The sequence below is a fragment of the Chitinophaga filiformis genome (assembly GCF_023100805.1).
GTDB classification, from domain to species: domain Bacteria; phylum Bacteroidota; class Bacteroidia; order Chitinophagales; family Chitinophagaceae; genus Chitinophaga; species Chitinophaga filiformis_B.
Window position 1 is genome coordinate 2,713,054 of record NZ_CP095855.1, and the last position, 24,625, is coordinate 2,737,678.

The 24,625-nt window shown below is 47.9% G+C and carries 14 protein-coding genes; 8 read left to right on the forward strand and 6 right to left on the reverse strand.

Features of this window, described 5'->3' with window-relative positions:
- Nucleotides 1–110: 110 nt before the first annotated feature.
- Together MYF79_RS10985 and MYF79_RS10990 are read right to left on the reverse strand one after the other, a co-directional pair.
- Entirely contained in the window at nt 111–2,294 is a 2,184-nt protein-coding gene (locus MYF79_RS10985; protein WP_247813919.1) for a T9SS type A sorting domain-containing protein, read from the reverse strand.
- A gap of 13 nt (nt 2,295–2,307) precedes the next feature.
- A complete protein-coding gene (locus MYF79_RS10990) occupies nt 2,308–3,033 on the reverse strand; it encodes a hypothetical protein (RefSeq protein ID WP_247813920.1) in 726 nt (241 codons plus the stop codon).
- Nucleotides 3,034–3,585: 552 nt separating this feature from the next.
- Here MYF79_RS10990 and MYF79_RS10995 point away from each other — a divergent pair.
- On the forward strand, nt 3,586–3,831 hold the full coding sequence (locus tag MYF79_RS10995; RefSeq protein WP_247813921.1) for a hypothetical protein: 246 nt from the start codon (nt 3,586–3,588) through the stop codon (nt 3,829–3,831).
- 35 nt (nt 3,832–3,866) lie between these two features.
- Here MYF79_RS10995 and MYF79_RS11000 read toward each other — a convergent pair whose 3' ends face one another.
- Together MYF79_RS11000 and MYF79_RS11005 are read right to left on the reverse strand one after the other, a co-directional pair.
- Complete coding sequence (locus tag MYF79_RS11000; RefSeq protein WP_247813922.1) at nt 3,867–5,255, reverse strand: RagB/SusD family nutrient uptake outer membrane protein; 1,389 nt, start codon at nt 5,253–5,255, stop codon at nt 3,867–3,869.
- Nucleotides 5,256–5,276: 21 nt separating this feature from the next.
- Nucleotides 5,277–8,597, reverse strand: coding sequence for a SusC/RagA family TonB-linked outer membrane protein (locus tag MYF79_RS11005; RefSeq protein ID WP_247813923.1), 3,321 nt, complete (start codon nt 8,595–8,597; stop codon nt 5,277–5,279).
- A gap of 355 nt (nt 8,598–8,952) precedes the next feature.
- Here MYF79_RS11005 and MYF79_RS11010 point away from each other — a divergent pair, with 355 nt between their 5' ends.
- On the forward strand, nt 8,953–9,483 hold the full coding sequence (locus MYF79_RS11010) for an RNA polymerase sigma factor (RefSeq protein WP_247813924.1): 531 nt from the start codon (nt 8,953–8,955) through the stop codon (nt 9,481–9,483).
- Between the two features lie 49 nt (nt 9,484–9,532).
- Nucleotides 9,533–10,666 (forward strand): FecR family protein, encoded by a 1,134-nt coding sequence (locus tag MYF79_RS11015; protein WP_247813925.1) that lies wholly within the window; start codon nt 9,533–9,535, stop codon nt 10,664–10,666.
- A gap of 407 nt (nt 10,667–11,073) precedes the next feature.
- Here the strand turns inward: MYF79_RS11015 and MYF79_RS11020 are convergent, their stop codons facing one another.
- On the reverse strand, nt 11,074–11,931 hold the full coding sequence (locus MYF79_RS11020; protein ID WP_247813926.1) for a flagellar motor protein MotB: 858 nt from the start codon (nt 11,929–11,931) through the stop codon (nt 11,074–11,076).
- A 262-nt stretch (nt 11,932–12,193) separates the two neighbouring features.
- Here MYF79_RS11020 and MYF79_RS11025 point away from each other — a divergent pair, with 262 nt between their 5' ends.
- The gene (locus tag MYF79_RS11025; RefSeq protein ID WP_247813927.1) at nt 12,194–13,597 is read left to right on the forward strand and encodes an alpha-L-fucosidase; all 1,404 of its coding nucleotides are present in this window, start codon (nt 12,194–12,196) and stop codon (nt 13,595–13,597) included.
- Between the two features lie 104 nt (nt 13,598–13,701).
- Here MYF79_RS11025 and MYF79_RS11030 read toward each other — a convergent pair whose 3' ends face one another.
- Nucleotides 13,702–14,199 (reverse strand): hypothetical protein, encoded by a 498-nt coding sequence (locus tag MYF79_RS11030; protein WP_247813928.1) that lies wholly within the window; start codon nt 14,197–14,199, stop codon nt 13,702–13,704.
- A 543-nt stretch (nt 14,200–14,742) separates the two neighbouring features.
- Between MYF79_RS11030 and MYF79_RS11035 the strand changes: the two genes are divergently transcribed.
- The 4 genes from MYF79_RS11035 to MYF79_RS11050 are packed head-to-tail and all read left to right on the forward strand — an operon-like array spanning nt 14,743 to nt 24,615.
- Entirely contained in the window at nt 14,743–16,077 is a 1,335-nt protein-coding gene (locus MYF79_RS11035) for a PKD domain-containing protein (protein ID WP_247813929.1), read from the forward strand.
- 40 nt (nt 16,078–16,117) lie between these two features.
- Complete coding sequence (locus MYF79_RS11040; protein ID WP_247813930.1) at nt 16,118–17,839, forward strand: hypothetical protein; 1,722 nt, start codon at nt 16,118–16,120, stop codon at nt 17,837–17,839.
- Between the two features lie 21 nt (nt 17,840–17,860).
- The gene (locus MYF79_RS11045; RefSeq protein WP_247813931.1) at nt 17,861–22,519 is read left to right on the forward strand and encodes a hypothetical protein; all 4,659 of its coding nucleotides are present in this window, start codon (nt 17,861–17,863) and stop codon (nt 22,517–22,519) included.
- Entirely contained in the window at nt 22,519–24,615 is a 2,097-nt protein-coding gene (locus tag MYF79_RS11050; protein WP_247813932.1) for a fibronectin type III domain-containing protein, read from the forward strand. Before MYF79_RS11045 ends, MYF79_RS11050 begins: the two co-directional genes overlap by 1 nt.
- The last annotated feature ends 10 nt before the right edge of the window (nt 24,616–24,625 follow it).

The window sequence follows — 24,625 nt, forward strand, 5'->3', positions numbered from 1 at the left end:
CTGGCAAGTTTTAGTAAAAGCATAAAAGCGATCCGGCCATCCGGACATCTCCAAAAGTGTCTGACTTTTTGGGGACGTCCGGATGGCCGGATCGCTTTTATACCTGAAAATTATTGTACAAGCAATTTACCCGTATGCCTGTTCTTCCCATCAGACACTTCAACAATATACACACCGCTATGCAGGCTGGATATATCCAGCGTAACCCTTCTCTGGCTGCCTTCACCATATCTTACTGTGCGTTGCACATTTCCTGAGGCATCAATAATACGGATACTGCTGATAGCAGCTGCAGTACTTTTTTTGGTATCGCCGGGAATCGTGATCACCACCTGGTTCCTGGCCGGATTAGGGCTGAGCAGCATGTTGTAATTTCCCATATAGGTAATGGTCATCTCCGATGAATCGGCAGCGGTCGTATCTTTCCGCATGCGGAAACTGCAGCTGTTGGTGAAATAATAAGGCAATGTTTTCACCTCACCGATACAACCGTTGGTAGCGCCTACCTGGAAATAATGCTGTGTACCGCACTGACCGGCAACCACTACATCACTTTGTTTGGAGCTGGTAGTTTTCTTCAGTACACCGTCTATATACCAATAATAAGGAGGTGGAGCAGATGTCACTACTTCACCGTAAATGCCATAATAAGGCGCGGGCACCAGTTGGATATTCGTGATACCCACATCCGTTACAGGGCCCAGGTGAATGCTTTTGTTGGCTACATTGTTGATGAAACAGGTGCCGCCAACGGTAGCGGTTAAGGTGATATCGCCCGTTCCTAGCCTGTTTACGGTCACCTGGTTGCCGGAAGCTGTTAATGTGGCCATAGCGCTGTTGGAAACCGTCCAGACTACAGGCACGCCGGCAGGAACACCTGAAAGGGTATATGTTTTACTGCCGGTGCAGATCAGGTTATCGCCCGACAGGGAGAGTGACAAAGTCGCATTCGTCAATGCAGAGACGTTAGTGGTATTAGTGGTCAGCGCATTACTGCCGGACGGGTCCAGCCAGTTGCTCAGGCGACTGGCATTGGTACCGCCGCCGGTCCAGGATACATCCAACCTTCCATATTCACCACGCCGTTGTGCGCAATAATTACCCTGGTTCAGCTGATCGCCATGCAGCTGACCTACCACCCTGTGGTTCATGTCGTACAGGGGAGAACCGGATGATCCGGGTTGCACGGTGCCCTGTTCGAAGACAGACACCCAGTGATTGTTAGTACCTCCCCAGGAGCTGACACCGGCAAGGTCAAAATCACGGCTGAATTTCATCAGGTCTCCCGCAGGATGATGCAGGCCCACAGTACCTGCCGGTGCTGCGGTATTTCTGTTCCAGCCGGAATACCTGATCCCTGAGTTAGCGGGAGGTACCTGGTTCAGCTCCAGCAGGGCAAAATCGGATGCTACACTGTTGGCCCGCAGCGTTGCGCCGTTGAATTGTACGTCTTCCAGCCAGCCGCTGTTGCCGGTGCAGGTATTGCTCCAGGTCTGGAACTGGAATACCCAGTTGGCAACACTGCCGGCAGCCAGGCAATGGTTGGCGGTCAGGAAGAATGGCCTGTTGGTATTACAGGTATTCATCACCAAGGCCCCGGTGCAGGACTCATTGCCATTCACCACGATCATGGCAACAGAATTTCGTTCATTATCCCAGCCTGTGGCTTCCGGGCAAACAACGTTGATGTTGCAGGAGGCGGATTGCCCGGGATTGCCATAGAAGTTGGCGCCAAATTGCTTAAATCCGAAATTGACCTGGCCAATCTTCAGCGCGGCCTGACCTTTCTCTTCCGCGGGCAGCTTCAGGGAGAGGCTTAAGGTATCGTCCTGGTAGACCCGGGAGGCCCAGACCTTGTACTGGTTGTTTTCCCTGGCAGTGATGCTGTCGGTCAGCTCATAGCGGGTGTAAATACTTAGCACCGCATTGTCCGGTAAAATGAATGATTTAAAGTCAACAGAGATGTTCTTTGCACCTTTTGCAGCCAGCGCCAGGTCGTAGGTTATAAACCCATTGTCTTCGCTTACGGCAGCGGTGGATAGTACGTCGATGTCTACCTGTTTTGATACAGCGAAACGGTTAACATATTCCAGCGGTACGCTGCCTGCCTGTGCCTTTAAAAGTTTGTTGAGGTCGGGAGGGGCTTCCAGGGTGGTAACAGGGATCTTCTTCACCGCTTTTCTCGCAGCGGGCAGTCCTTGTGGGAAAATGCGGGTTTTGACCTGGGCATGGCTGTACGATGTGAACAGGCATGCCGCCACGATCAACATGAGTCGAGGTAATTTTGGGATCATATGTTACTGGTTTTTAGTCCAGGGCGTAATTGAGAGACACTCCGATGCCTGCTCCCCGTAACACTTTATTTCTTGTCCCGGAGGAGGTCTCTTCTGGAAACACTGCGTCGGTTTTCCAGATGTCGAAAATTGGCAATAGCAGGGTTGGGCCTATTCCAAACTTGTTATAATGTTTAATAATGCTGAAGTTAAGCAAGGCAGATGCGCCGAAGTACCTGCTTTCAGTTCGCTTTTTGTCCTTGCTTCCTTCCGGGTTATTGGTAAGATGATATCGCTGTGAAATTGTGTAATAGTTTTGAAGATCCAGTCCTATAAGGGCCTCGCAACTGTTTGTCATGGGAAGGCTTTTTTCCAGTCCTATACTGGCGCTAAGGGTATTATACCAGTATTTGTCGGTCTGAAAAGGGATGAGCAGGGGACTGATGTAATTGATGTTCCTTGCTTCACTTTTCCCGGTTAAGGTATTCGTTCTCTCAATATGATTAAAGGTATATTTATAATAGCCGATGCCTGGTTTGATGGCCAGCGTCTTTGATACCGGCAGCTTGTAAGCCAGTCCTATTCCAAAACTGCTGCCCCGCATTTTTACTTCATCTGTACTGGACCTGTCGTCGATCACATAAGAAAATTTAGGGTACCAGTCCAACCGGTAGTACGGACGTAATTCCAGGGCGCCTTTCTGACCGAATGAAAAACAGCTGATGAACATCAATGCAGCTACGAAACAGGTTACTTTCACGTTCTCTGGTTTATGTGGTTGATAATGAATGGTGATTGGGTGACTGGGTAAATGGTGTTTTGTTATGCCATGGTATTTATTGAGTCAACTTATAAAAGAGTTCAGGGACGTATATTGGTACCATGAATATACAAAAAAGCGGTAAATATTCAAATAGCGGTGGTATGTCACTTTAAAAAGAAATGCGATCTGTCGAAGCAATAGTGACCATCAGTGTCCATCTATCTTGCTATCACGGTGAGGGCAACAGGGATAGATAAAGCTATCAGAAAATCGTTATTTGTTAACATGCTATTAACTGAAGAATGCAGCAAATTTTGTAGTATGCATGTTAGTGAACGACAGAATGCTCAAAATAACTTTCGGGGTGCTTAACTAATCTACAGGATCAACATCTGAAATAACCAGAACGTAAACGATTGGCATTTATAATGTAATTAAATATGCCGGCCTATAGGTCGGGGGACTTTACACTGCTGCATGCTGCCGCCAGGCATGGGACATTTACGCTAATGCATCATCACATCACTCACCTTCAAAAATCAATACGCTATGAAAAAGATTAAGCTATTATTCTCTGCATTGGCGCTGCTCGCCGGCACCACCAGCGCTATAGCTGTAAATATGCAGTCGGCCGGTTCCGGTATACTGTACGACTGGATAGACTGGAACGGCGACACAATACTCTGGGGCGTAACCAAAGAGCAGGCGCAAACGTTCTGTGCTCCCTCTATTAATGTTTGCCTGCGTGCGAAGAACAACGTGTTAATTTATACCACCGGCGATTTACCCTGGTAGTATACCAGCCTAACCAACCCGCTGCTGCCATGGAACTAGTAATAACCGGGATTTTGAACCAGGGATGGATTTAAACTGATCTGCGTCGCAGGAATGGGCCAGAGCGCAGCACTGTTTTTCCAGCCTTGCTTCAGGGATTGCAGTACACTGTCCGTTTGGCCTGTTCGTTTCAGGTCCATCCACCGGTGTCCCAGCTCCGCGAAATACTCGGTTCTTCGCTCATGTAGTATTGTTGCCAGAAGATCGTCTGCATTTATTCCTGCATGGGTATTGGATATAAGCGGAAGGCCCGCCCTTTGGCGTATGGCATCGACATCACTTATGGCGGCGGATAATTCGCCCAGTCTGGTACGGCATTCTGCACGGATCAGGTATAATTCTGCCAGGCGAAGTAATACGGTATATTCTGATAGTTTGACATCAGTAGCCGATTCAGGTCTTTTTTTATACTTGAATGGATAGGAATAGCTGATGCCGTTCACTATTTTACTGGCTACCCAGCTGGTTTTCCGTTTGTCGCCTGTCTCAAAGGCATTTAGCAATGCAGGTGTTAGCGCAAAGTTAGGCCGTATATTGCCCGATGGTATAAACAGCTGACCATCCAGGGTCTGATACCGTTTAATTACAGGCTGTATCTGTAACAGGGCCTCCCGGCTGCTGATCAGGAATACACTGTCTGCCGGGACCAGTTGGTAAAGGCCGCTGTTGATAACGGCAGTTGCCTCTGCTGCAGCCTGTGCCCAGTTTTTCTCGTAAAGGTAAAAGCGGGCGAGTAGGGCTTTGGCGCACCATTTATTCACCCTTGCCCGCTCATGCGTTGGGTATACCGGGGACAGTAGTTCCACGGCATCGTCAAGATCTGTGAGGATGGCTGCTTTTATTACGACAAGGGGTGTGCGCGGCATATGCTCATTAAAGGATTGATCGGTAATAGTTACTAATGGCACATCACCAAAATATTGTATCAGGTGAAAGTACAGCATAGCTCTTAAAAACTTAGCCTCTCCCACCAACTGGTCCCGTAGGGCTTTACCTATTGCCTGGCTGGCTATCAGGCCCTCTATACAGGCATTGGTGCGGTAAATAAAGTAGTAGCTGTTCTTCCAGAAAATGCTCTCTAAGGTTGTATTGCCCGAAGTAAGGGTACTATTGGAAAACTCAACTACCGGTACAGATAGCCCGGTATAGATCAGTTCATCTGCATATATACCGGCATATACGGATGCACCTCCACAGAAAATATTGGTGTTAGATGCAATCCCCTCATAAATACCTGTTACTGCGGCAATAGCCGAATCGGCATTCTCAAACACCTGCCTGCCCGCTACTTCATCCAGGGGCACATCTGCTGTTATAAGAGAGCAGGCTTCTAAAACGATTGCGATAAGTACAATATAGCCGGTTATTTTACTGCGTATCATCATAATTGTCGAAATGATTGCTTGTTACAGAGATACTTTTATGCCGAATGAGACTGTCCTGAGTGTTGAAAGTGACAGTACGTTTGCGATTTCCGGATCGCCTGCCGGGTAGTTTGAAATGGTAAAAAGGTTACGCCCAATGAAGAAAACGCTGGCATCCCTGCAGTGCAGGAGGGACTTCAGCTTTTTTGGCAGGGTATAGCGCAGGGACAATTCCCGTAGCTTGGCATAACTGGTATTGGCATAAGACCGATCTGAATTAATGATCAGGTTTTTGTTGCCATTTACTGCTCCTCCCGGCAAACTGGAAAGCTTTTGGTATTTTTTCCCCTCATCGCCAGGCTGCCGCCAGCGGTCGCGCAGGTCGGTGATCTGGTTCGACATACCACCAGGGTATTGATCGGCCAGCATCATAGGGTACAGATAGGAGAGTCCCATCTGTTTCCGGATGTCCCACACCATATCCAGTGTCATATTTTTCCACGAAAAGCTTAATTCAAAACCGGCCAATAGCCTTGGGTCGAGAGAACCTATCTTAGTATAATCATCTTTGTTATAGCCCGGAACACCGTCGAGATCTTTCATCTTGTATAAGCCATCCGTCTTATCCACTCCTTCCGATTGGAGCTTATTTAAGACCGTTACCGGCGCATTCAAAAGCAGGGTGCCGTGGTAGGGGGATGTCTCCAGCTTTTCAAAGGCTACCACTTTATTACTGGGAAGGGTAATATTAGCCGCGAGGGAAAGCCGTACAGTGGAAGATTTCACCACATTGGCGCTTAACACCATTTCAACACCGGTATTTAAAATCACAGCGGGACTGTTACGCAGCATGTTGCTGAAGCCTGACTGGGCAGGCAACTCTGTTTGTAAGATCTGGTTATAGCTTTTGTTACGGAAATAAGAAAAGCTGGTTTGTATTAGGTCTTCCCCAAAAGTAAGATCAAGGGCCATTTCTTTTTTAAGACAACGTTCCCATGAGAAATACGGGTTGTAGGGCGCCTGGGGACTAAGCCCCTGTACTCCCTGATAAGGGTTGTTTGTCGGATTGGAGGCCCATACGGCCTGGTATTGGTTATCTTCCACCAGGTCGCTGCCTGTGAGGCCAATACTGCCACGCAGTTTGCCGAAACGCAACCAGGGCAGGCCGGATTTAATGAGAGCGGCTTCCGAAAAGATCCAGGCGCTTCCCAGCGACCAGAAATAACCGGAGTTCTTTTCCGGACTGAATCTGCTGCTTGCATCTCTCCGCAGGCTGGCATTGACGATGTATCTGTCCAGCCAATGGTATTTTAGCTGCGCAAAAAGAGCACCGTATTTGTAAGCTGAGGTCTTTTTAAAATTGACTGATAAGTAGGTGGCTTTATCAAGTTTTGACAGATCTGCATCATTGGTATAGCCTTCTGCTGTGATGATGCGGTTGGTAGTAGTGGTGTACTGGAAAGATGCACCTGCTAACAGGGTAAGTCCCCGTAAATAAAGCGGCTGGTATTCTATTATTGGTTCAGCAATATATCCCAATACATCTTTGCCTGCAATGGTGGCACTGCCGGTGAGACCGGCAGATAAGAAAGGGTTCTGGCTGGCAATGGGCAGTTTATCATTTTCGTTGGTATTTAAACCACTGATCCCCAGGTTGGTTCTGACTATAAGACCTTCAAAGGGTTTCCATTGCATGGAGGCGCTGATAAGATAGTTCCTTTTCGCCAGAGAATACCGTTTCAGGAAATCAGCATAGGGATTGTTCAACCCCGGCTCCCAGTACAGGTTATTATGGTCGTCCCGGCTTGCCTTTGCATTGGGCGGTGTAAATACTGCTTTAACAGAACTGTTAAACGAATAGACACCATCTGCAGCATAAAAACCATAGGTGCTTACCTTAAAGCTGGTATCTTTACTGATGTGATCTAACGTAAAGTTCACACCTGCTCTGTCATAACGCAGATCCCGTCTGAAAACGGATGTTTCTTTGTAGTAATTGCCCCCAATGCGTACCCAGGTCCGTTCATCTCCAAAACTCAGGGCCAGGTTTCCGTCCGTGATGATAGCCGACCTGCCCATTAGTTCCTTTTGCCAGTCTGTGTATTTAAAACGGTCCCATACCGTGAGGTCCGGGGCATAATTGATACCAGGGTCTTTTCCCGGTATAAGCCCGTCGTTACGGAAGGCCTCCTCCCGCATATCCAGGTACTCTCCGGTGTCGAACAGATGGTACTTGTGGGCCACTTTACCCCAGCCTCTGAGCAGGGTAGCGTCCAGCATCAGTTTACCGGGTTTCCCTCTTACTGTTTGAATAACTATTACGCCATTCGCGCCCTTTGAACCATAAATAGCGGTAGCTTCGGCATCCTTCAGTACGGTAATGGATTCAATTTCGCCAAACATCTGGAGGCTGAACGAACTGATGCCGCCATTCACATTTTGGGAGGAGAGGGAAGACCCCAGGTTGGCGACAGGCAAACTGCCCGCGTAGGGGATCCCGTTGATCACCAGCAGTGGCATAGCAATGCTCATCAGCGAATTTCGCCCCCGTAACTGTATTGTAACAGCACTACCGGGCATGCCGCTGGTTTGATCTATTTGTAAACCCGGCACCTTGCCTTGCAAGGCGGTAAGCGCATTACTGCTGCCTGCCTGTTCTGTGGGTATAAGCGTTACCCGCGTTACAGCACCCACAACAAATCTTTTGGCTCCCTCGGAGTATCCCGTAATGACTACCTCATCCAGGGACTTGTCAGCCGGCTTCATTTGAATGCGGATGGTTTCCTGGCCGTTAAGAGCTACCCGCCGGGTTTCATAACTCATCAACTGCACCTCCAGCGTGGCATCTGCGCGGGGAACCTGCAATTGAAACCTGCCTGCCGTATCAGTATTTGTTCCCCAGTTTCCTCCTTGTACCCGTATATGCACGCCGGGAAGCGGTAGCAAGGCTTCATCCGTAATGATGCCTGTTACCACTTTATTGGCGGGTGCCGGCTGCGATGGCTGGCTTTCTGCCGGCATTACCCACTCGGCAGATGGCGGATAGAGGATGATATTCCCATCTGCTGTCCATCGGCAGGTGTACCCTAAGGGTACAAGATATTGCTGTAAAAAGGCGTCAATGGTCGTCTCCCGCAGTGGTATGGTAATACGGGTGGCCCTGTTGTAGGTACCCAAAAAATGGGGGCCCCCCTGTTCTTCTATACGCTTAAAAACGGTTTTTAACAGCGCACGGGTGAATGCCAGTCTTACTGACTTAGCTCCCGGTGTGGAATTGTGTTTTTGCCCAAGCGAGGGACCAATGAATAAAAGTAAAGCCAGCACCATCAGGTATAGGCCCCTGCGGCATACAGCGTTTTTCATAATTAATTAAATGTATTGTACCGTAAAGAGTCCTTTATAAATATGTTCCCATATATAAAGTCTCAGCAAACGGTACAAAAAGACAAATGGTAAAAAAAATATTTATGGATGTTCCAATGCGGCTCCAGGTTGGTTTTTTTAGGGGAAATGGCTAAAGGGTGGCAGCTAGTATTCCACCGGTAAAAGTTTTTTTTAATTTTTTTTTTCGTCTTGTGTTCAAAATGCCATTTTGCCAAGACTTATTATTAGAATCTCCTTCAAAATAACATCTGGAAGATCAATCCGATAAGTATCAGTGACATTTAAACGTGCTTTTATTTATTCACCTTTAAAATATTTAAAACATTACTTAATAATGACACCAGAACAAGAACAAGAACTGATGAAGTGTTTAAAAGAGGGGGATAAAAATGCATTTAAAACCATATATGAAGAATATAAGCCGGTTGTCGAACAGTCTCTGAGAGCACAGGGTTTAGGGGAAAACGATATAAATGACATTCTGCAGGAAGTATTCTGCAGCCTTTGGGAAAGACGTGCCAAACTTGACGTAACGACCGGTTTAAAAGTGTATTTGATAGGAGCCGCACGCAAAAGACGTTACACACTTTTTCGAAACACGCAAACCAGTGCTAAAAGGCATGTGCTATATGAACATAGCAAAGGAGTTCTGGCAACAGACCTGCAAGCCAAACAGGAGTTGTATGAATTATTACAGCGGCAACTGGACCAGGTGGATAAAATAGAAAAGGAGATTTTTAACGCAGCGTATGAAAATGGCAAGAAACCAAAGGAGATAGGAGCGCAATTTGGTATTGAACCGCATAAAGTCAGGCGTATACTAAAAAAAATTCGCGGGGTTTTCAAGACATATATCAATAAGTAACAATGATCCTGCAAAAACAACATTGATTCCTGCCCAAAAAAAACCAAATATGAAAAAGACTACTGATTATATAACCGCCCTTATTATAGCTCGCATCACCGGATCCATCACTCCACAGGAAGAGGTCCTGTTAAATAACTTATTGGAAAAATTTCCCGAAGTAAGGGCACTTTCTGATTTTTTGAATGAAACCCCACCTCCGGTAAATATTCCTGATCGCGACATCCTCGAACAGGAAGCGATGAATATTATCAGGATGGCAGAATCCCGTAATCAGATGACGTCTGCGTCTCATGTCAGGCTGAAAAGAAGGAGGTACGTCCGCCCAACAACCATAGCCGCCTGCATGGTGGCCATAATAGCGGTAGGCGTTATAGCGAGGTACCTTATTCAACAACGCCCACAGAACGTACATACCGGAAGAAAGGATGCCGTCAGCGTTAGCCTGCTGATAGGCGGAGATACGGTGCCGTTATCAGGTGAAAAACTAACCATCGATCCCGATAAGGGTTTACTGATAGACGATGCTTATCTGCTACGCACTTTAAAGAATATTAACAAAGATCTTACAGCCACCCTGGCGGTACCGGCAGGCAAGCGGTACGCACTGGAGTTGAGCGACGGCTCCAAAGCTTCAGTCAACTCTGCTACTGAGTTAAAGTTTCCATTGCGTTTTAAAGAACGGGAGCGTGCAGTGAACGTAAACGGTGAAGCCTATTTTACAGTGAAAGCCAATGCCAGCAGGCCCTTCATAGTGCAGTTGCCAAACAGTAAGGCAATTGCTATGGGAACCGAGTTTAATGTGAATAGCTATAATGAACAGCAACCGAGGATCGCCCTGGTATCTGGCAATGTACAGGTGACCAATGGCCATAGTACAGCCCTGCTGAAACCAGGGGAGGTAGCTACCGGCTTTGACAGGCAGCTGAAGGTAGGTCCGATGGATAAAGATGAGACAAGTTGGTTAAACGACGAAATATACATACACGACGCCAGCGAAAAAGAGATCGTGAAACTTACCTGGATATATTGGCAAAAAAAGCTAACGATAGATAAGCCATTGGAGAATAACATGATCAGCCTTATTATCGACAGAAGGAAGCCGATCGATTCGTTCCTGGTACAACTGGCTCCCTTAGACAAAATCCACCCGGACGGTGACGGCTATCGTATTGAAAGGTAATGGTAATAGTATTAAAATAATGGTTAGTTAAACAACATCCTGTAAAATCCTAAAAGTGGCGGTGTTTATAAGCCATGTACAGTTCCCAAGGTAGATTAAGCACGCCATATGTTTGTTAACAGCATTAGCTTTAAGAATGGGCCGGTAAATCTTTACTGGCTTTATTCTTTTGGGGCTGACTGGACCGGGCTGCCTGGGCAACTACCAAACTCCCTGTAATGATCGTGGGCGCCGGCTTCGGAATGTCATGAGTGATTTCTCCCGGCTGTTGATGGTGCCAAAAATTAGACACTTTTTTGGCACTTCACTTTTTGATAAACCCTTTTTTTATTCGATATCAGGATAACAAAAAGAGCGCCCCCGAAACGGAGACGCCCTTCCTTGCTATAATGAAATGGATGATGATCTTACTTCTTTTCCAGCAGTTTGAAGAACTGGTCAAGCTGTGGCAGTATCACGATACGTGTACGGCGGTTAGCGGCCCTGCCTTCAGGTGTATCGTTGGAAGCAACAGGCAGATATTCACCTCTACCTGCGGCAGTGATATGGGCAGGAGGAATGCCATAGTCATTCTGCAATACCCTTGTTACGGCAGTAGCCCTCTTCACACTCAGGTCCCAGTTATCCAGCAACACGCCTCTCTTGAAAGGATTGGTGTCTGTATGGCCTTCCACCATAAACTCGATATCAGGCTGGTTAAGCAATACTTTCGCTACCTTTCCGAGTACTTCCTTCGCCCTGGCAGTGATATCGTAGCTACCGCTTTCAAACAGCAGTTTATCTGATATGTCGATATACACTACGCCTTTTTCTACTTTGATGTTAATGTCTTTGTCATCCAGGTTGCCAATAGCGCCCTTCAGGTTCATCACAAGTGCCATGTTCAGAGAGTCTTTACGCGCAATGGCGGATTGCAGGTCCTGTATATAGGCATCTTTGGCGCCTATATTATCCAGCGATTTCTTAATGCTTTCTGCCTGTGAATTGCTGATAACAGACAGGTCTTTCAGCTGGTTCAGTAACGTATTATTATTCTGCTTTAACCCTTCCAGTCTTTCTTCGTTCATATTTCTGCTACGCTCAAACGCAGAAGCAGTATCGCGCAGGCTACGCTGGCAATCATCCAGTTTGCTCTGCAGGCTTGCGTATTTGCCAGCTAAATCGGCATACCTGGCTTCAGAAGCCTTGAATTTTTTGGTGCTGACGCAGGAGAATAATAGTACGGGACATGATAATGCTAATAAGAATATGACTCTTCGTTTCATACAAATTGTGTTTGTTTTTAATGACTCTTACTGTTGTTCCTTGTAACCCCCATAAATCCAACACCATGCCACATTTCACAACATACTCATCCATATTCCTGTTAAATTGTTAAAATGTATCAACTAATGGGAAATTCGCTTTTCGTTATATTGTATTACCATACGGGAAATGCATAGTATGATTGTTATATTTTAGAGCAGTGTAGAAATACATTATCCACGACACAAGGGTCTCTAAATCCAAAATCGCATCAAAGTCACTATGAAGAAGACAATTTGTTTACGTCTCTTACTGGGCATCCAACTATTAATGCCTGCCATGTTAAAAGCGCAGGTAAAACCAGCCGCCACGCCGCTCGCTACACTGCAACAGCAATTCGTTGATCTGCGTTTCGGCATGTTTATCCATTTTAACATTCCTACTTTCGCCAACCAGGACTGGCCCGATCCCGAAACACCGGTATCAGTGTTCAATCCGGCAAAACTTGACTGTAACCAGTGGGCAGCTACTGCCAAAGCAGCCAACATGAGCTACGGCTGCCTCACCACCAAACATCACAGCGGTTTCTGTATCTGGGATACAAAGACTACGGACTATAACGTGATGAACAGTCCCTATAAAAAAGATGTGGTAAGGGAATATGTCAATGCTTTCCGCGCCAAAGGACTGAAAGTAATGCTGTACTATTCCATACTGGATACCCATCACAAACTGCGTCCGCACGAAATTACGCGCAAGCATGTTGAAATGGTGAAGGCACAGTTGACAGAGCTGCTGACCAACTACGGGGAGATCACTGCGCTGATCATCGATGGTTGGGATGCACCCTGGTCCAGGATCTCTTATGATGAAATCCCTTTTGAAGAGGTTTACCGCCTCATTAAGAGCCTGCAGCCTAATTGCCTGGTGATGGACCTCAACGCGGCAAAATATCCTACAGAGGCTTTATTTTATACAGATATCAAATCGTACGAGCAGGGTGCAGGACAGCACATCTCCAAAGAGGCCAACAGGTTGCCTGCATTATCCTGTCTGCCTATCAACAGCGCATGGTTCTGGAAAACGAATTTCCCAACCACGCCTGTGAAAGATCCGGTAAAACTGGTAGACGAGATCCTGATACCGCTGAACAAAGCCTGGTGTAACTTCATCCTCAACGTAGCGCCTAACACGGATGGGTTGATCGATCCTAACGCTGTGAAAGCCCTGGAAGAAGTAGGTAAACGCTGGAAGAATACCGGGGCTATGCCTGCATTGCCTCCGGCTATTGCGCCGATCATCTCTTCCAATATCGCCAAGTTCCAGCGCAGCAATTCCAGCTGGAGCGATGATATGAACATCATGGACTTCGCAAATGATGATCGTTTTACCACCAGCTGGCAGTCTAATTCCACTGTAAAGCAACCATGGTATGAAATAGACTTCGACAAAGCGCAGCGCTTTAATATGATCAGCATTGTGGAAGATGGCAGCAATATCAAAAAGTATCATCTTGAGTACGAAGATAACGGCGCCTGGAAACCTTTGGCTAAAGGTGAAGGAGAGGGCCGTGTGAAGATACACCGCTTTGACAGTGTATGGGGTGGACGCGTACGTATCGTGATCGACGAGTTCAGTGCGCCTCCTGCTATCGCAGAATTTGGTGTGTATAATGAAAGAAGATAGTCGTTCCCGTTAGAAGATAATATCCGGCAACGGTATACGCCGTGAAGGAACACAAGAAAGGCCGTCCCGCCATTTGGGGGACGGCCTTTAGGTTTATACATAGTCTATATCCGGTCATCATTCAGTAAAATACTGCCCAGGCAGATCATGGCTACATCCTCTACAAGCCCTGCAATAGGATCGGGCGTGCCCGTGATCTTCCCGAATTTCTTCCTGGCATAATAGGTGACATAAGCGCCTGCACAGGCTGCAGCGGCGCCTATCAAAGCGCCCAGCCACATACTCTTATGTCTTCTTCTGCTAACGATGGCCCCGGTAAGGGCGCCGGAAATGCTTCTGCTAATTAGTCCTGCCGGTTCGATCCTGTCGCCTATGCCGGGTAGTTTGTCAAGGTAGGTCTCTCCGGCAGCCATTAAAGTAAGTACTTTGCTTTCAGGGAAAACAAGCGCAGGTGCCAGTGTAGTACGCGAGCCTGCAATGGCGCTCACGCCGGCAATAACAGCGATATCCCTGGTCTTATGACCGTTCACCGGCTGCTTTACTATCCCTGCTCCTGTCCTTTGTCTGGCAATACCTGCGGTGGTGGTTGTACCGTTTCTCATGCCGTGCGTTTTAAGTGAAACAATGTTGGGGACACTCGGATTAATATTATACCACTTTCGTACCAGTAAATACCGGGTACAGCAGCACGCCCTACACATAAGTACCAGCTATAGATGAAATGAGGATGTGTCCAAAATAGCTACAGCAAACGATTGCAGCGGATAGATGATCAATTTTTACTGCCGTGGAATAACAAGAAAAATACAGTGATATCAATAGCTTTACACCGTGCTCAGGCAGTACTGCAGCGGGTTTGTGTGTAAAATGTACTACATTCTGGCACCTTATTTGAAACCAGTATAGTATATACGTCTCAGCTTTTATTAAATGCGATAGGCCTTTCATCCATGCGCCATTAACTGACCCGATCCCAAGGAACAGCAACTTTTCCCTCATTTTTTTCTTTTTGTGGGGCGGTCCTGCTATACTCAACCTGCTAAGGCCCTTAGCCTCATTGATATATAAAAAATTTCCATACTTTGAAATTATATTGATATATTTGTCATGATTGAGTGTTTGTTACGGACTACCATACCCTACCTATGAATAAAATAACCTATGGATTGGGGTTATGCCTATTATTGACATCCTGTTTTAAAGAAGTAGGAATACCGGTTACTACTGATTTTATTTACACTGCAAAAGATAGCATATACACCGCTCCCGCAAATATCAGTTTTACGAACCGTACTATCGGTGCAACCCACTTTAAATGGACATTTGAAGGAGGAGACCCGGCATCGTCTGACTATGAAAATCCGGGCACTGTCGTGTTCAAACGGGCAGGCGATTACAAGATCACCCTCGAGGCCTGGAACGAGGACGAAAGACAGGTAAAAACACAGCAGATCCATATTGACAGCACCGTTAATATTGCCTTTGATGCAAAGGTGCTGGTAAACGATTTTTCACCGGTAACAGTTCATCTTATCAATAATACCATCGGCGCCTCCGCATATAAATGGACATTTGAGAATGGTGAGCCTGCCAGCGCTACTGCTCAGTCGCCGCCGGATGTAACGTTCACAACACCCGGTACGCATAAGATCATACTACAGGTAACGAACGGCGGACAGGAATTCACAACAGAGAAGATCATAACAGTAAAGCCCGCATTGACGAATGATTTTACAATGGAGCCCTCATTTGAGGATGATGATTATGAAGCCCCGCTGACAGCCATACTGGAGAGCAAAGCAGCAAATTTACTGACAAGGAAATGGACGGCTACCGGAGGCGCAATTGCCAATGACACCGCAGCTAACACGACCATCTACTTCAAAGACCCCGGCACTTACCAGGTAACACTTACCGCTGAGAATGGAAAAGAATCAAAGACTGTCACAAAGATCATAGACGTAAAAGCAAACACCGGCCTGCGCACCCTCAGGGATGTTAAGCTCGGTATCAATGCCGCCCAATCGGCGATCGGGGCCTATTATGCCACCCGCCTGCGTAAAGTGTTCAGGAAAGGGGACGACCTGACAACTGCAGGGAAGGACATTGATATCGTATTCTTCGGCCTGAACCAGGGTTTTAGTTACAACAAATTCATCTCGCCCGATTCAACATCGACCTATGCATTCGGCAGTATACCCGGCGCTACCTACACCCGTTATATTAACAGCCAGGAAGCCTGCGGATGCGGCTTGTCCTTCACAGCGGCAGACTTTGACGCTATGACAGATGATGCGCCCCTGAAGAGCCTGAGTATCAGCAACAGCGCTGAAGGTGGAGTGCCTTTTACGAACGCCCTCAGCCCGCGTATTGTACTGTTCCGTACGGCAGATGGAAGAATGGGAGCCATTAAAGTTAAATCGTTTGTACCTGATGGTACATCCTCATATATAATCGTTGACATTAAAGTGCAGAAGTAGAGCAAACTGATTACTGTAACACAGTAGATCCCTTACGTGTATGAAATATTTATTGTATTGTTTGGGCCTCCTGCTGTTGCCGCCGGCATTGCGCGCGCAACAGGTGGATCTTGCCAATCTGAAAGGAATGTTCGGTAAGGGCGCTCCTTTAAAAGTGAATGGTGGATTGAATGCCAGTACCATTTTCCATAACGGAAGTGAAATGTCGGGCAGGCAACCCTTTACCTGGTACCTGAATGGAAATATGAACCTGAATATCTATAGCCAGGTGAATCTGCCGTTCTCTTTCAACCTTACTAATGCAGGTATTAATTATACCTATCCTACCACGCCCAACAGGTTGAGTTTACACCCCACCTACAAGGGCATTACCGGTCATATAGGAGATGTCGCCATGACCTTCTCCCCCTATACGCTCAACGGTATACAGTTCCGGGGCATAGGTGTGGATGTGGCCACTACCAATGAATGGAGCGTCAGCGCCATGTACGGCCGCCTGTCGCGGGCTGTTGCCTACGACAGTACCAACAGGAATGTATTGCCCACATTTCAACGCATAGGTTATGGTACCAAACTGACATTGAACGAAGAAAATTACGGACTGGGGTTTTCTATCTTCGCTGCCAAGGATGATCCTTCTTCTATTCCCGCGCTGCCCGATAGCCTCTATATCTCTCCTAAAAAGAATGTGACCTTCAGTATCAACGGTATGCTGCGGCCCTCCAAAGGACTGGAGCTGAGCCTTGAATACGCCAACAGTGCCGTGCAGATGGACAAGAGAGACTTTAATATCGTGAAGGAACAAGGTGGTAACCTGCTGGGCAGCGTATTCATGTACGATCACAAATCCACCCTGTTCTATAAAGCCATTAAAGCAGGGATGAACTATACCTTCTTTAAAAGCACGATCGGACTGGGCTATGAAAGGATCGATCCCGGTTACCAGACACTGGGCGCATATTATTTCAATAATGACCTCGAAAATATTACGGTGAATTTCTCACAGCCTTTCCTGAAAAACAAGGCCAACGTGAGCGTTAACGTGGGGTACCAGCGGGATGACCTGGCGCATACAAAATCCGGGCAGACCTCCCGTATGGTAAGCTCCATTAACATGAACTACAACCCGGGAGACAGGCTGAACATGAGCCTTACCTACTCTAACTTCCAGACCTATATGAATATGCGTTCCCAGTTTGACCTCATCAACCAGACAACGCCGATTCAGAACCTGGATACACTGAACTTTAAGCAGATCTCACAGAATACCACACTGAATGTGAACTATATCCTGAAAACAGATAAGCGCAAAAGCCAGAACCTGAATATGAACTTCAGCTTACAGGATGCGGCAGACCTGCGGGAAGGTGTGCTGCACAAAGGTGATGGTTCCCGTTTTTATAACGGCAATCTCGCCTACTCGCTCATGTTCATACCCGCACAGCTCAATGTGACCGCCGCTTTTAACCTGAGCTACAATACCATTGGCAGGGACGATTATCTCACCTGGGGGCCGACAGCCGCCGTGAACAGCCGCCTGTTCAACAAAAAGATGACGGCCGGCGGCAGCGTGTCTTACAATGCCAGTACCGCCAGCGGCGTACAGCAGGGAAAGGTACTGAACCTCCGGGCCAATGCCGGGTACAGGGTGCAGAAGAAACATAACCTGAACCTGAGCGCTATCCAGCAATTACGCTGGGTACCTTTGAAGGGAACAGTGAACGACCAGACAGTGACGCTGGGATATAATTACAATTTTTAACGTTACGTATTACCGCTACCTATGAATAAGTATTACCCGCTCTCTTTACTGTTGATGCTGCTTTGGTGCAGCACGAAGGCGTGGGCCGGCGACCCGGATTCTTCCCGCTTACATGGCCCCGGTAAAGAATTTCCGGTGAACAATATCATGATGACCGAACAACGCAGCTTTCCGCAGATGGACCAGCTGCTGGCAGGCAGCGCATTGCCCGCCGCTACGGAATCATTGTTCACTACAGCGTACCTCAGCAGCCTGTTCCCGGCAGATAGTTCCGTGAATGCCTACCAGCTGAAAGCGCAGGAAGAGTTTGAAAAACTGGACAAATCAAATCACTATACCAGCGAACTGGGGCCCGACGATCTGAACGAGCTGCCCATCGGTTTGCAACAGCAGGTTGGGAATACCAATGTGAAGATCGCTGTGAGCAGCGTGATATTTCACCCCGGTTATGCTGAGCTGACAGTATATGCAAAGCTGGAGATCCCGCAGAACCCGAAAAAGATCTTCTTTGGTATCAAAGGATTGAAGCTTTCCTATACCGGTGGCATCATCGGCGATTCCAAACTGGTGCTGCTGGGGAATATTCCTATCAACATCAATGGCGGCAGTGCTGCCATCATACTGAAAGGAGGCATGAACATGCAGACAGGAGAGGGCCTGGATCAGACCTATGTTACCATGGACTGCTCCGGTTTTAAAGAGCTGAGCATTTCAGCCGATATCATGTTCCCCCGTTCCCTGCTCACCCCACTGGATGCGAAAGATGAAAGGGAAAAAGATACGGCGAAGGTGGTGAAGGCTGCTTTCCAGACCACAGTAAGGGACTGGAACGATATCCTTGTTAGTGTATCACTACCTGCTTTTGAGATCACTTCTCTGAAAGACTTCGGCTTTCATGTGGGAAAAGCGGTGTACGATGGCAGTGATATCAGGAATAGTACAGACATCGTTTACCCGAAAGGATATGCAGAACGCTATATGCCGGCAGGTACGCCGGAATTGTGGAGAGGGGTATATATCCAGGACCTGGAGGTGATTCTGCCCAGGCAGTTCAGCAAAGGCAAAAATATCAAGGAACGGGTCTCCTTTGGAGCGAAGAACCTGGTGATCGATAATAACGGCATTTCAGGCACTATTTTCGGCCAGAATATACTACCGGCAGGTTCGGCCTCCGGATGGAAATTTTCGGTAGATAAATTCAATTTAGACCTGGAAGCCAACCATCTCACAGGAGCCGGTTTTGATGGCACCATCCAGCTGCCTGTTTCTTCCACGCCATTTTTCTATTCTGCGGTCATTACGGCCGACAATGAATACCTGTTGAAAATGGGTACGCTGAAGAAACTATCATTCGATGTATGGGGCGCCAAAGCCGATCTCGATTCCAATTCCTGGGTGCAGCTGAAACTGGCGGACGGTCAGTTCGAGCCGGAGGCTAATCTGAATGGAAAGATAGGCATCACTACTTCAGGCACTGCCGGCGATGCAGACGATACGAAGAAAAAGATCGTCAGCTTCCAGGGCATCAAATTCACTAACCTGCACCTGCAAACAAAAGCGCCTTATCTCACCGCTACTTACTTCGGTTATAATGATGAAGCGAAGTTCAGCAACTTCCCTGTTACTATTACAGAGATCGGCCTGTCTGCAAATGAGAAGAACGCCTCCCTGTTCTTTGGTGTCAAAGTGAACCTCATGTCGGGCAAGTTCGGCGGAGAGACCCGCGTGTCTGTAGTGGGCGCTTTTGAAGAGAAGGGCGATTATCAATCCTGGAAATTCCAGAAACTACAACTGGACCTGATCTCCATACACGCGGAACTGGGCAGCGCCATGACCATAGATGGCACCCTGCAGATCATGCGGGATGATCCTGTATATGGCGACGCTATCGGCGGTTCCATCAAGATGAAAGTACTGAATGGAAAAGTGAAGGTGGATGCCAGGGCATTGTTCGGCAGTAAGGATTTCCGTTACTGGTACGTAGAGGCGAAAGCCGACCTGGGGCTGGGCATCATGGTGATACCGCCTATTGCCATCAATGGTTTTGGCGGCGGTGCCTACTACCATATGAAGAAAGACGGTGTGAATATGCAGGCTTCCCTGACGGGCGTGAACTATGTGCCGGACGAGAACACAGGACTGGGGCTCAAGGCCACCGTACTGTTTACCGTCGGCGCTAAAGTGGCGAACGGGGAGGTCACCTTTGAAGTAGCTTTCAATAACAGCGGTGGTATCAATTTCATGGGCTTCTATGGTTATGCTACCATTCTCAAAATAATACCTGGTGTAGGTAACATCACCGAGCGGCTGGGCAAGAAATTCCAGCAGCTGGCCGATGCGGAAGCCAAAGCCATCAAAGACCTGGGTGGTGTAGGAGACAAGCTGGCGGCGCTTAAAGTATCCAATCCATCCGCAGCGGGACAGGCCCTGGCTAAAGATGATTATCGCGTGGGAGAGACCGGCCTGTCTGCCTATGTAGGTATTCAATACGATTTTACCTCTTCTACCTTCCATGCCAATTTCGATGTGTATGTCAATGCCGCAGGTGGTATGCTGACGGGCACCGCTACGGGCAACCGGGCAGGATGGGCCGTGATCCATATTGCACCGGGAGAATGGTATTTCTATATGGGTACGCCTGAAAACAGGCTGGGCCTCAAATTCAGTATAGGCAGTATCAAGATACAGACAGGGGCCTACCTGATGGCAGGTGATAACATCCCGGGATCTCCGCCTCCTCCGCAGGAAGTGGCCGACATCCTGGGTGTACAAATGAGTGAACTGGATTATATGCGCGACCTCAACGCTACCGGCGGTGGTAAAGGCTTTGCCTTCGGCGCCAATATCACCGTGGAAACCGGCGATATCACCTTCCTCATTCTCTATGCAAACTTTAAATGTGGCGTCGGTTTCGATATCATGCTGAAAGATTACGGCGAGTCGCATTGTGTGGGTAAAACAGAACCAATTGGTATGGATGGCTGGTACGCCAATGGCCAGGCCTACGTATACCTGCAGGGTGAAGTGGGTGTGAAGGTGAATCTCCGCTTCATTAAAGGGCGCTTCCCGATCATCTCCGGAGCTGCGGCTGTACTGATGCAGGCCAAACTGCCTAATCCTACCTGGATGCGCGGGTATATGGCGGTGAAGTTCAGCGTGCTCGGTGGATTGGTAAAAGGAAATCTGCGCATGAAAGTGACCATTGGTGAAGAATGCCAGATCGTGAACGGTTCCGGTAGCCCTATAGATGTGCAGATGATATCTGACGTAACACCGGCAGATAAGAGCGACGGGGTGGATGTGTTCACCGCTCCGCAGGCTGCTTTCAATATGAGTGTGGGGAAAGTGTTCGAAGTGGAAGACGATAACGGTAAGCGTTCCTATCGCTCCCGCTTGTCTGCCTTCACCATCACCGACAATGGTGTGGCCGTACCGGGTACATTGAAATGGAATGATAACGGCGATATCGTTTCTTTCTATTCGAAAGAGATACTGCCTTCCAACAGGCCGCTGAAAGCATATGTGAAGATCACCTTTGAAGAAGTGGTGAATGGCAACTGGCAGACTTACTATGCAGATGGTAAGGAATGCATGGAAGAAAAAACAGTCAGCTTCACAACAGGTACAGCACCCGATTATATACCTGTCAGCAACCTGGCATACACCTACCCGGTGATAAACCAGCAAAACTTCTACAGGGATGAATATCCACAGGGCTTCGTCACCCTGAGAAGAGGACAGGCTTACCTCTTCGATCCGCGCTGGAAGTATGAAGTGAGAGTAGCTGGTGCAGGCGGTAATACGCTGAAGGCTGAAATGTCTTACGACTCCATCAACCAGGTGATCCGCTATAACCAGGCGCCGCTGGCACTGGGTACGGCTTACCGCTTTGATATCATCGCCATACCACCAAATGCATCGGCCACTGATACCGTGGCGGTATACGACCAACCTAAGAAAGAAGAAAGTGAGGATGGCAGCTACGAGGTAGCGAACAACAAAGCACAGGTAGTGACAAGAGGGGATATTACGAAGTCCTTGCTGAATTACAGTTTCCGCTCCAGCGTGTATAAGACATTTGCAGAGAAGATGGGTAAACTGAAACTGAAGGATGGATTGTATGAGCGTGTTACTTCAGACGTGATCAGGCTCCTGGCGGATGTAGGTGACTATGAAGGCTTCGAGGTGGCAGAAATGACAGGTAACAATGGTACTGGTTTCAGTCCGCTGGTCACCGCTACTGCTACTATGGAAGACGCCTATTTCGGTAGTGATATCAACCCGCTTTTATATCAGCATTACCAGGAGAATGGTGAGATCACCATCGTGAACAGGGACGTACACATTTTAGGTGTGGTGCCCGATAAAGCCCTGCTCATTATGCCAAGCTACCTGGCAGAAGCAGCGACTGGTGGTGTTACTTCCTGGTATAAAACAAGGATCCCGTACCTCTACGACCTGCCATTTATTTATAAGGCTGACTATATAGACCTGCAGACAAGGGCTGTGCTGAAATACATGCGGACGGGCGATGCCGGTGATGCGAATGTATTGCTCAATAGTACCTTCCCGTTCATGCGCTATGGCAACTATAAAGTGAAATACCAGTATGTACTGCCAGATGGTACGAAGACCAGCAACGCGATGTTTGATTACTATAATTCTCTGAAAATCCGGTAATGAAGAAAGTGAAAATAATATTGTCGCTGTTAATGATGGCCGGAGTGTTCTGCTCCGCTCCTGCAAGTGCACAACGCAAAGCAACCAATAACCTGTACATGAAAGCCACCGTGCGTAAGTCGGGCGTATTGCTGCGCTGGGCGGTGGATAATCCTGCTGCCTGGAAAACCACCAATCAATATGGTTTCGAACTGGTGCGGTACACGGTGGCAAGAGACGGGCAGGTGCTGAAAGCGCCGGAAAAGAAAGTGCTGAACACCACGCCCCTGAAGCCTATGCCGCTGGATGCCTGGGAAGGTATTGCGCAGAAAGACCAGTATGCGGCTATCATCGCACAGGCGATATATGGTAAGACCTTCGAGGTATCGGGTAACACGGGCAATAAAAGTGTGGCCAGCATCATTGCACAATCAGCCGAGCAGGAACAACGTTTTGCCTTCTCCCTGTATGCGGCCGACAACAGTTTTGCTGCCGCTAAAATGGCCGGCTGGGGTTGGGAAGACAATACGGCAAGGCCTACGGAAAGATACCTCTATCGCATCTATACACTGGCGCCTGCCAGTAAGCTGAAAATAGATACCGGCAATGTGTATATCGGTATGAGCAATTATGAAGAGCTTCCGAAGCCCGGTGATGTAGGCGCTATATTCGGAGATAAAAGCGTGATGCTGAGCTGGGAGTATAATGCCTATAAGGCTTACTATACATCCTGGATCGTGGAGAAATCAATGGATAATGGTGTGACGTACGAACGTGCTACCAATCTGCCGGTGGCTAATATTAACGAGAAAGACGATAAGCCTTCTCCGCGCATGTACTACATGGATTCCCTGCCTGACAATGAAAGGACCTGTTATTACCGTGTGAGAGGTATCTCGCCTTTCGGTGAACTGGGGCCTCCATCAGCACCTGCTTCCGGTAAAGGAAAGCACCTCCTGCGGTATGTGCCTAACATCCGCAGTAATAATGTAGACGAAAAAGGCATTGCAACGATCAGCTGGGAATTTGAAGAAGCAGGTAATAAACTGATCAAAGGTTTCCGCCTGAACCAGGCGCCGACTGTGAGCGGACCGTATAAGGTAGTGATGGACAATATTGCGCCTGAGCAGCGTTCCCTGGAATATGCGCATTTGAATCCTACCAACTACTTCACCATGACGGCCGTAGCAAAGGATGGTGGTACCACCACTTCATTCCCTGTGCTGGTCCAGCCGGTGGATTCTACGCCGCCGGTAGCCCCCGTAGGGCTTTCCGCAACGATAGACAGCAATGGGATTGTAAGCCTGAAATGGGAGAAGAATAAGGAGAGCGATCTTTTGGGGTATGCCATCTTCAGGGGGAATAATCCCGGCGAGGAAATGTCGCCCGTGATCGATAGCGTATGGCGTAACAACGAATTCAGAGACAGTGTTGCAGTAAAGTCATTGAACAGTAAAGTGTATTACGCAGTAAAGGCGCTGGACCAGCGGTATAACGAATCTCCCTTCTCTGCAGTGCTGGAAGCAAAGAAACCGGACGTAGTGCCGCCTGCTTCTCCCATCTTCTCCGGTTATAGTGTGAAGAACGATACGGTGTACCTGTCATGGGCACGCAGCAGTGATGAAGATGTGGCGGAACATCTGCTGTACAGGAAAGTAGGATTGGACAAAACCACTAAATGGGATCTTATCAGTCGCATGACGGCGAAGGGCGTGTATGGCTATTCTGATGCGGCCGTTGTTGGCGGTAACACCTACTCTTACATCATCACCGCAAAAGACAGCAGCGGACTGGAATCTGTGCCGGTGCAACCTGTAACGGTGAAGGTGCCGGTGAGCCCTGAATCGATCCGCGTAAAAGGCTTCAACGCTGCGGCCAACAGGCAGGAACGGTACATTGAAGTGTCCTGGAATGCGATAGCAGATAAGACGGCTGAGTACCAGTTGTACAAAGGAGAGAAAGATCAGCCGGTGACGCTGTGGAAAGTAGTGGAGGGAGGTACAAGAAGCATTACAGATCAGCAGTTAAAGATCAATACAACTTACAAATATGGTATCCGTGTGGTAAAGGCGAATGGTGCAATGGGGCAATACCAGGAAATAGAAGTTAAATATTAAGATATAAACA

What these genes read in the sequence shown, in the direction of transcription:
- MYF79_RS11035 (WP_247813929.1), top strand. Translation starts at nt 14,743, where the DNA reads ATGAATAAAATAACCTATGGATTGGGGTTATGCCTATTATTGACATCC.
- MYF79_RS11030 (WP_247813928.1), bottom strand. Translation starts at nt 14,199, where the DNA reads ATGAGAAACGGTACAACCACCACCGCAGGTATTGCCAGACAAAGGACA.
- MYF79_RS10985 (WP_247813919.1), bottom strand. Translation starts at nt 2,294, where the DNA reads ATGATCCCAAAATTACCTCGACTCATGTTGATCGTGGCGGCATGCCTG.
- MYF79_RS11015 (WP_247813925.1), top strand. Translation starts at nt 9,533, where the DNA reads ATGAAAAAGACTACTGATTATATAACCGCCCTTATTATAGCTCGCATC.
- MYF79_RS10995 (WP_247813921.1), top strand. Translation starts at nt 3,586, where the DNA reads ATGAAAAAGATTAAGCTATTATTCTCTGCATTGGCGCTGCTCGCCGGC.
- MYF79_RS11010 (WP_247813924.1), top strand. Translation starts at nt 8,953, where the DNA reads ATGACACCAGAACAAGAACAAGAACTGATGAAGTGTTTAAAAGAGGGG.
- MYF79_RS11025 (WP_247813927.1), top strand. Translation starts at nt 12,194, where the DNA reads ATGAAGAAGACAATTTGTTTACGTCTCTTACTGGGCATCCAACTATTA.
- MYF79_RS11000 (WP_247813922.1), bottom strand. Translation starts at nt 5,255, where the DNA reads ATGATGATACGCAGTAAAATAACCGGCTATATTGTACTTATCGCAATC.
- MYF79_RS11045 (WP_247813931.1), top strand. Translation starts at nt 17,861, where the DNA reads ATGAATAAGTATTACCCGCTCTCTTTACTGTTGATGCTGCTTTGGTGC.
- MYF79_RS11020 (WP_247813926.1), bottom strand. Translation starts at nt 11,931, where the DNA reads ATGAAACGAAGAGTCATATTCTTATTAGCATTATCATGTCCCGTACTA.
- MYF79_RS11005 (WP_247813923.1), bottom strand. Translation starts at nt 8,597, where the DNA reads ATGAAAAACGCTGTATGCCGCAGGGGCCTATACCTGATGGTGCTGGCT.
- MYF79_RS11040 (WP_247813930.1), top strand. Translation starts at nt 16,118, where the DNA reads ATGAAATATTTATTGTATTGTTTGGGCCTCCTGCTGTTGCCGCCGGCA.
- MYF79_RS11050 (WP_247813932.1), top strand. Translation starts at nt 22,519, where the DNA reads ATGAAGAAAGTGAAAATAATATTGTCGCTGTTAATGATGGCCGGAGTG.